This window comes from Streptomyces sp. NPDC005899 (genome assembly GCF_040629645.1).
Classification (GTDB): Bacteria; Actinomycetota; Actinomycetes; order Streptomycetales; family Streptomycetaceae; genus Streptomyces.
Genome location: NZ_JBEXWB010000331.1, coordinates 1 through 6,972, shown reverse-complemented (window position 1 = coordinate 6,972; position 6,972 = coordinate 1). Strand labels below are relative to the sequence as shown.

The following is a 6,972-nucleotide window of genomic DNA, read 5'->3' as shown; positions in this document are numbered from 1 at the left end:
TCTCGTCGCGCAGGCCGCGGGGACCGGCGGCACGGTGGCGCTGCCCGCCCCGGACGCCACCGGCACCGTCGCGATGTCGGCGTCGAGCGGGACCGTCGCGCTCGTCTCCGGGACCACCCCGCTGACGTGCAGGACCGCCGCGGAGTGCGCCGCCGACACCCGGATCGTCGACCTCGTCGGCTACGGCTCCGCGGTCGTGCGCGAGGGCGCTCCGGCCACCGGCGCCTCGGCCACCGCCTCGGTGGCGCGCGGCACGTCCCTGGCGGACACCGACGACAACGCGGCCGACCTCCCGGCGGGCGCCCCGACCCCGGTCAACGCGGCCGGCCAGAGCTCCGGCGGCACCGGCCCCGGCGAGCCCGGCGGACCGACCGAGCCCGGCACGGTACGGGTGCACGACATCCAGGGCACCACGCGCGTCTCCCCGTTCGCCGGCCGGTCGGTGACCGGCGTACCCGGCGTCGTCACGGGCGTACGCACCACCGGCTCGCGCGGTTTCTGGATCCAGGACACCGCACCCGACGCCGACGCCCGCACCAGCGAGGGGCTGTTCGTGTACACGAACTCCGCCGCCCCGGCCGTCAAGGCCGGCGACTCGGTGCTGGTCAGCGGCAAGGTGGGCGAGTACTACCCGTCGTCCACGACCCAGTCGGTCACCCAGCTCACCGCACCGGCCGTCACCGTCCTGTCCTCGGGCAACGCCCTCCCCCCGGCCGTCGTCCTCGACGCCGCCTCCGTACCGGACGGTTACGTCCCGGCGGCCGGCGGCGGGACGATCGACGCGCTGCCCCTGGCCCCGGCGACGTACGCGCTGGACCTGTACGAGTCGCTGGAGGGCGCCCGCGTCACCATGGCCGACACCCGGGTGACAGGCGCGACGACCGCGTACGACGAGGTGTGGGTGACGGTGAAGCCCCGGGAGAACCCGACCCGGCGCGGCGGCACCCTGTACGCGTCGTACGAGGACCCGAACACCGGGCGCCTCAAGGTGATGTCGCTCGACGCCGCACGGCCCGTCCCGGTGGCGGACGTCGGTGACGTGCTGTCCGGCACCACCACCGGCGTCATCGACTACGCGTCGTTCGGCGGGTACAACGTCCAGGCGACCGAGCTCGGCACGCTCACCGACAACCACCTCCGCCGGGAGGTGACGCGTCGCCAGAAGCACAGGGAACTCGCCGTCGCCACGTACAACGTGGAGAACCTCGACGCGCTGGACGAGCAGGCCAAGTTCGACACGCTGGCCGCCGGTGTCGCGGTCAACCTCGCCTCCCCCGACGTCGTCTCGCTGGAGGAGATCCAGGACGACAACGGCGCCGTGAACGACGGCACCGTGGGCTCCGAGGCCACCCTCCGGCGGTTCGCGGACGCCATCGTGGCTGCCGGCGGCCCGCGGTACGCCTGGCGTTACGTCGCCCCGGTGGACGGCCGGGACGGTGGCGAGCCCGGCGGCAACATCCGCAACGTCTTCCTCTACAACCCCGAGCGGGTCGATTTCGTGGACCGTCCGGGCGGTGACGCGACGACCGCCGTGAAGGCCGTGAAGACGAGGAAGGGCGCCGCTCTCTCCCTCTCGCCGGGCCGTGTCAACCCCGGGAGCGCGGCGTGGGACGACAGCCGCAAGCCGCTCGTCGGCGAATTCCGCTTCCACGGCAGGACGGTCTTCGTCATCGGCAACCACTTCGCGTCCAAGGGCGGTGACCAGCCCCTGCACGGCCGCTACCAGGAGCCGGTGCGCAGTTCGGAGGCCAAGCGGGTGCAGCAGGCGGCGGAGGTGAACACCTTCGTGAAGTCGCTGCTGAAGGCGGACAGGTCGGCCCGGGTGGTGACGCTCGGCGACCTGAACGACTTCGCCTTCTCGCCGGCGATGGACGCCCTGACCGACGGCAGGGTCCTGAAGCCGCTGATCACGACGCTGCCCGTCCAGGAGCAGTACAGCTACGTCTTCGACGGCAACTCGCAGACGCTGGACCACATCCTGACCAGCCCCGGGATCCGCCGCCCCGACTACGACGTGGTCCACATCAACGCCGAGTTCGCCGACCAGGCGAGCGACCACGACCCGCAGATCGTGCGGATCGACGTCAACGGCGGGGGACACGGGCACTGACGGCCCGCGTCCGCCCCGCTCAGGTCACGGTCGCGCCGTCCGCGGCCGTGACCTGGTGCGGGAGGAGGACGGACGCCGGATCCAGGGGCTGGTCGCCGAAGACCAGGGGCTGGTCGGTGAAGAAACGGGTGACGAGGGCGGCGACCTCCTCGGACCGCTCCAGCACCACCCAGTGGTCGGACTCGGCGAGCGTGAGGAACCGGCTGCCCTCGATCGTCCCGGCGAACGCCCGCTGCCGTTCCGGTGACGTGACCGTGTCGTGCTCCCCGGCGAAGACCAGGGCCGGCACGCCCGACAGCCCCCCGGAGAACTCCGGCCGGTCACCCAGCGCCCGCTCCAGCGAATCGACGGCGTGCGCCGAGTGGCTGAGCGCGTGCAGGAAGGACCGGCGCACGTAGCGCCGCGCGAGCTCCCCCCGGTGCACCCGCTTGTGCGGGTCCAGGCACATCAGCCCGTCGGCGGCGAGCGACGCGAACCCCTCCACGTCGCCCTCGGCGAGCCGCTGCCGCGCCCGGTGCCAGTAGCCGCGTTGCTCCTCCCCGATGTGGACGGGGACGCCGCCGAGGACGAGCCGGGCGACGCGTCCCGGGTCGTGGCGCGCACAGCCGAAGGCGAGGGCCGCGCCGTAGGAGAAGCCGAACAGGTTGACCCGGGGCGCCCCGATGTCGTCGATGATCCTGGTGACGGCGGCGCGCAGGACGGAGGCGCTCGGCCCCGGCGGCAGGGGGTCGGCCGTGCCCATGCCGGGCAGGTCCGCTGTCACCACGTCGGCCACCGGACCGAGGTGGTCGTCCATCTGCGGCCAGCCGAACATCCCCTGGAGGGCCCCGCCGAGGACGAGCACCGGCTCGGTTCCGGGTTCCCCGTTTCGCCCGGCGCGGGGCAGCATCCGGTACCCGTAGCGCAGTCCCTCCACCGAGAGGGTGCGGATGATCTCCTGGGACATCGTGCTCCCGCTTCCCGTCAGGCCCTGCTGAGCACGAGCGCCGCGTTGTGGCCGCCGAAGCCCAGTGACGTCTTGACCGCGTGCTCGAACGAGCTCCGCCGGGCCTCCTTGGCCACCACGTCGACGGGGACGGCCGGGTCGGGCGCGTCGAGGTTGGCGGTCGGCGGTACGAGTTGGTGCTGGAGCGCCAGGACGGTCAGGGCCGCCTCGACGCCGCCGGCGGCACCGAGGGTGTGCCCGGTCATCGCCTTGGTCGACGTGACGAGCGGCTGCTCACCGAGGACCCGCCGCAACATCGTCGCCTCGATGAGGTCGTTGGCCACGGTGGAGGTGCCGTGGGCGTTGACGTGCCCGATCTGCGACCCGTCGACGCCGGCGTCGGCCAGGGCGGTGCGCAGGGCACGCTCGATACCGAGCCCGTCGGGGTCGGGGGCCACGGCCGAGTGGGCGTCGCTGGAGGCCCCGTAGCCCGTGACCCGGGCCCGGACGGTAGCACCGCGGGCCCTGGCGTGCTCCGGGTGCTCCATGACGAGGAGACCGGCGCCCTCCCCGACGACGAAGCCGTCGCGGTGCGCGTCGAAGGGACGGCAGGCCGCCCGGGGGTCGTCGCGCCGGGTGGAGACCGCGCGCATCTGGCAGGCGCTGGCGATCAGCAGGCGGGAGCAGACCGATTCGGCGCCACCGGCGACCACGACGTCGCACGCGCCGGTACGGAGCATCTGGTGCGCGGTGCCGATGGCCACGGTGCCGGAGGAGCAGGCCGTGGAGACCGCCTGGCTCGGTCCGTGGACGCCCAGGTCCATCGCGACGCTGCTGGCGGCCCCGTTGACCACGGTGAGCGGGGCGAGTTTCGGGGACACCCGCCGGGCGCCGCGTTCGGCGAGGACCGCGTGCTGGCCGTCGTAGAAGGGCAGGCCGCCGTGGGCCGAACCGATGACCACGGCGACCCGGCCGCTGTCCCAGACCGCGGGGTCGAGTCCGGCGTCGGCGACGGCCTCGCGGGCGGCGATCACGGCGAGCTGGGAGAAGCGGTCCATCAGCCGGAGGGCGGCGACGCCCAGCAGATCCCGCGTGTCCAGGCCCGTGATGGTGTACATGAAGTCGCAGGGCAGACCGGCCAGCTCCTCCCGGTGCACGACGCTCGGAGCGGCGGTGGCGTCGCAGACCCCGTCCCAGGCCGCCCGGGCTCCCACCCCGGCGGCGGTGACCAGGCCGATGCCGGTGACCGCCGCGGCGAACGGTTCGACGCCCGGCCGGGCCGATCCGCGGGCGAACGGCCCCCGGCCGCTCACGCGTTGCCGGCCTTGCTGCTCACGGCGGCGACGAGCCGGCCGACGGTGTCGCGCGAGGACAGGACGACGTCCTCCAGGTCGATGTCCATCCGGTCCTCGATGAGCAGCCGCAGTTCCTCCAGGGCCAGTGAGTCCAGCCGCAGGTGCCGCAGCGGCACCTCGGGCCGGATGGCTTCGGGATCGGTCCCGAATCGGGTGACGAGCAAGGCGCTGATCTCTTCCGAGGTGCTCATGGGGACGCTCCTCCGCTCTCGGTACGCGGTGACGCCGGCCGCGTGGTGGGTGAGATGGCCATCGGGGGACGCCGGCTGCTCGGGAGGGTCCCTTTATACGCCTTCGCGGCCCGCGTTCCCGCCCCTGTTCCCCCGTGAGGAGGGGGGACGGCCAGGTGTGCGAATCCGGCGTACCGCAGCGCCGGGCGGCCCGAGGGGTCCGGTGCGGGAGGGCGCGCGGGGTGAACCGCGCGCAGAGGTGCGGGTGGGAACGGCGGGAGGGACGTCCAGGCACTCCCGAGGGTTCCGGCGGGAGGAGATACGGAAGCGCGGAAGCGGCGGGAGGAGGCGTGGAGACGGCGGGAGGAGGCGGGGAGACGGCGGGAGGAGGCGGGGAGACGGCGGGAAGCGCGCGGCGGGCCGGTCACGCCCTCCCGGCGGTACCGGCCTGCGCCGCCGCGGCGCCCGGCGGGGTCCCGGCCCGGTCCGCCGAACCGCGCGCCCGCATCACGATCCACCGGCGCCGCCCGGCGCGCGCCCGCCCTCCGTCCCGGCACGGGGCGGCGGCCCGGAACCTCCGGTTGCACATCAACTCCATTGGAGTGAAGGGAAGTTGGACACACGCAGCCACCGTTGTCACGTGTGTTCGGGCTGGGTAGCGTGTGCGACTCGACGGCCCTCGGCCCATCCCACCGGGCCCGGGGGCCTTCCTCTCCCCCCACGGACCAGGAGCAGGTATGCCCCTACGCCCCGCCGGCCACACCGCAGGACGCACAGCGGTTCTGGCGGCTCTCGCCGTCACCGCTCTCGTCGCCGCCGGCCAGCCGGCCCCCGCCGCACCCGCCCCCCCGCAGCCGATGAACCAGGCGTTCGACCGGGCCGCCGAGAAGTTCGGTGTGCCGCGCGATCTGCTCGCCGCCGTCGGTTACGGCGAGTCGCACCTGGACGGCCACGCCGGGCGCCCCAGCCAGGCCAACGGATACGGCGTGATGCACCTCGTCAGCAACCCGGCCGACCGCTCCCTGGAGAAGGCCGCCGCCCTGACGGGCAGGACCACGGCCGACCTGCGCCGGGACACCGGGGCCAACATCCTGGGCGGCGCCGCCGTCCTGCGCAGCCACGCCGACGCGCTCGGCCTCGACGGTGCCGAGCGCCGGGACATCGACGCCTGGTACCCGGCCGTCGCCCGCTACAGCGGTGCGCGGGGCCCGGTCGCCGCCCTCTACGCGGACACCGTCTACACCTTCCTCGCCGAGGGCCTGCGCACCACGGTCGCGGGCGGCGAGCGGGTCTCGGTGCACTCCCGCCCGGTCTCTCCCGAGAAGGGCGACCTCGCCACCGCCCAGGTGAGCACGCCGAGCCCCGACTACCCCCCGGCCCTGTGGGTGCCCGCCGCCTCGGCCAACTACGCGACGGGCCGGACGGCGACGGTCGGCAAGGTGGTCATCCACGTCACGCAGGGCTCCTACGCCGGCACGATCAGCTGGTTCCAGAACGCCACGTCCAAGGTCAGTTCCCACTACGTCGTCCGCTCCTCGGACGGCCAGATCACCCAGATGGTGCGGGACAAGGACACGGCGTACCACGCCAAGAGCGCCAACGCCTCGTCGCTGGGCATCGAGCACGAGGGCTTCGTCGACGACCCGTCGTGGTTCACCGACAGCATGTACCGCTCCTCGGCGGCGCTGACCGCCCACCTGTGCGACCGGTACGGCATCCCGAAGGACCGCACCCACGTGATCGGGCACAGCGAGGCCCCGGGGAACGACCACACGGACCCGGGAGCCAACTGGGACTGGACCGCCTACATGCGGCTCGTCACCGGCACCGGCACGGGTGGCGGCGGCAGTGAGAGCGACGGCCTGACCTTCGGCTCGTACGCGACCCAGCAGCAGGGCGCGGCGGGCACACAGGTCAGGGCCGTGCAGCAGCTGCTCGACCGGCAGGGGTACGAGGTGGGCGCCGTGGACGGCGTCTTCGGCCCCGCGACGAGGAGCGCGGTCGAGGCGTTCCAGACGGCCCGCGGACTGGCCGCCGACGGCACGGTCGGCCCGAGGACCTGGACGGCCCTGCTGTCGGCGGGCACCACCCCGGTCCTCGCCGAGGGCGGTACGGGCGAGGCGGTCAAGCGGGTGCAGCGGGCGCTGACCGCGGCGCTCGGATCGACGGTGGCCGTCGACGGGACCTTCGGTTCGGCCACGGACACGGCCGTGCGCGCCTACCAGCGGACGCGCGGGCTGGCGGCCGACGGCATCGTCGGGGCCGGCACCTGGGCGGCTCTGCAGACCGGACGCTGACCCGGCGGGCGCACCGGGACGTCCGAAACGCACGCGCAGCGGGGCGGGCGGCCCCGCCCCCCGGCGCCGGGCGACCGGGGGGGGGCGCCCCCCCCCCGCCCCCCCCGCCCCAACG

General features: G+C 74.3%; 5 protein-coding genes. 2 read left to right on the top strand and 3 right to left on the bottom strand.

Features of this window, described 5'->3' with window-relative positions:
* Window positions 1-2,110, top strand: a 2,110-nt coding sequence (locus tag ABZ371_RS26670) for an endonuclease/exonuclease/phosphatase family protein (RefSeq protein ID WP_358684094.1), incomplete at its 5' end; no start/stop codon positions are given.
* Window positions 2,111-2,129: 19 nt separating this feature from the next.
* Here ABZ371_RS26670 and ABZ371_RS26665 read toward each other — a convergent pair.
* The 3 genes from ABZ371_RS26665 to ABZ371_RS26655 are packed head-to-tail and all read right to left on the bottom strand — an operon-like array spanning window position 2,130 to window position 4,581.
* A complete protein-coding gene (locus ABZ371_RS26665; protein WP_358684092.1) occupies window positions 2,130-3,056 on the bottom strand; it encodes an alpha/beta hydrolase in 927 nt (308 codons plus the stop codon).
* Between the two features lie 17 nt (window positions 3,057-3,073).
* Window positions 3,074-4,348: a beta-ketoacyl-[acyl-carrier-protein] synthase family protein gene (locus ABZ371_RS26660; protein ID WP_358684090.1), complete on the bottom strand. Its 1,275-nt coding sequence runs from the start codon at window positions 4,346-4,348 to the stop codon at window positions 3,074-3,076.
* Window positions 4,345-4,581 carry an acyl carrier protein gene (locus ABZ371_RS26655; protein ID WP_358684088.1) on the bottom strand — a complete coding sequence of 79 codons (237 nt, stop codon included), beginning with the start codon at window positions 4,579-4,581 and terminating at the stop codon, window positions 4,345-4,347. Before ABZ371_RS26655 ends, ABZ371_RS26660 begins: the two co-directional genes overlap by 4 nt.
* Before the next feature lie 716 nt (window positions 4,582-5,297).
* Here ABZ371_RS26655 and ABZ371_RS26650 point away from each other — a divergent pair.
* The gene (locus ABZ371_RS26650) at window positions 5,298-6,857 is read left to right on the top strand and encodes a peptidoglycan-binding protein (protein WP_358684086.1); all 1,560 of its coding nucleotides are present in this window, start codon (window positions 5,298-5,300) and stop codon (window positions 6,855-6,857) included.
* The last annotated feature ends 115 nt before the right edge of the window (window positions 6,858-6,972 follow it).

Coding starts and splice junctions, on each gene's coding strand:
- ABZ371_RS26665 (WP_358684092.1), bottom strand. CDS start 3,056: ATGTCCCAGGAGATCATCCGCACCCTCTCGGTGGAGGGACTGCGCTAC.
- ABZ371_RS26650 (WP_358684086.1), top strand. CDS start 5,298: ATGCCCCTACGCCCCGCCGGCCACACCGCAGGACGCACAGCGGTTCTG.
- ABZ371_RS26655 (WP_358684088.1), bottom strand. CDS start 4,581: ATGAGCACCTCGGAAGAGATCAGCGCCTTGCTCGTCACCCGATTCGGG.